At 39.1% G+C, this 1514-nt stretch carries 1 protein-coding gene and 1 pseudogene; both read left to right on the plus strand.

All coding sequences use genetic code 11. From position 1 onward, the window contains the following. Nucleotides 1–92: 92 nt before the first annotated feature. Entirely contained in the window at nt 93–899 is an 807-nt protein-coding gene (locus QUA74_RS29720; protein ID WP_333336359.1) for an IS630 family transposase, read from the plus strand. 25 nt (nt 900–924) lie between these two features. After that, nucleotides 925–1495, plus strand: a pseudogene (locus QUA74_RS29725) (ISAs1 family transposase); the annotation flags it as partial. Between the last annotated feature and the right edge of the window lie 19 nt (nt 1496–1514).

A 1514-nucleotide genomic window follows, 5' to 3' on the forward strand; every position in this document is an offset into this window, starting at 1 on the left:
TTATGAGTTAGCTCTAGGGGGATTAAATTGAAAACCTTCTATTATAGCATAGATTTTTTTTGCAAGAGGTCTAGTATCGTGAGACCCAAAATATTGCTCCTCGAACTGAGCGATGCGGAGTCAAATTAAAACTGAATGCAGAACAACTGCTAATTTTAGCGGAATTGATTGAAGCAAACAATGATGCAACTCTCGAAGAACTCCGTTATTTACTGTACCAAAAAAATGGTTTTACTATCAGCATAGCAACAATGGGAAGAATGGCAAAACTCTTAAATATGACCTTAAAAAAAACTCTTTTTCCCTCAGACAAAGGCAGTGACAGAGTTCAGAACCTGCGATATAAGTTCTGGCAAAAAATCCGAGAAGTTTGTCTCAAAGACTTAATATTCATTGATGAATGTGGAGTAAACTTGGCAATGGTTAGGTTATATGCTCGGTCTATAAAAGGTTCAAGAGCCAAGGAACCAAAACCGAATAAACCGGGCAGAAATGTCTCAATAATTGGAGCTATATCGGTCAATGAAGTCCTAACATCAGTCAATTTAACAGGCACAAGTGATGGAATTACATTTGAGGCTTTTATCATCCGAAAGTTAGTACCAAAATTATGGAAAGGTGCTTGTGTAGTGATGGATAATTGTACTATTCATACCGGAGAAGAAATAGAAAAAGCCATCAAAAAGAAAGGGGCAAAATTAATATACTTGTCGCCCTATTCGCCCGACTTCTCACCAATTGAACATTTATGGTCAAAACTCAAAAACATTCTCCGTTCTATCAAAACGACTAATTATCGAGAATTAGCAGAAGCGATAGAGTTTGCCTTCAATCAAGTTACATTATCCGATATGAGGAATTGGTTTACTCACTGCTGTTATTGTACCTCATCTTTCTGAGAAACGCTATAGATGCGTTTACCCTGATTATGTCGTAGCATTAAAAAGCAATCATCCCACTCTTTACACTAAGCGTAAAAAACTGGTTTGAGACCGCAAGAACTCAGCAATTCGTGGGAATTGAAATCAGTTATGACTCCCGAACCGAAAAGGGACATCATCGCGTCGAAAGCCGAAAAGTTTGGGCGGTACCAGTGGCCAAACCGGAGGACTTTACAAACAAGAACAGTGGGCAAATCTACGCACTATTGTAATTGTCGAAAGAGTTCGTCATCTTTGGAATAAAACCACTTATGAGGTACAGTTTTACCTAAGTTCGTTACCAGTAGATGCTAAAGCGGAATGGTCGTGCTATTCGTAAACATTGGGGCATTGAGAATCAAGTTCATTGGAGTTTAGATGTGACGTTCAATGAAGATAAATGCCGTATTCGTTCGTTAAATAGCCCTCAAAACTTGGCTCTGGTCAGACGGATGGCGTTGAATGCTGTCAACAAAGAAACAACTCTCCAGCGTAGCTTGCGACAAAAAAGAAAACGGGCTGCGATGAACAATGACTATATGATGCAGATTCTCAAATGCTTTTGTCAAGCATGATTGAGCTGCTCTTACCCTG

The sequence above is a fragment of the Microcoleus sp. LAD1_D3 genome (assembly GCF_036702135.1).
Taxonomy (GTDB): domain Bacteria; phylum Cyanobacteriota; class Cyanobacteriia; order Cyanobacteriales; family Microcoleaceae; genus Microcoleus.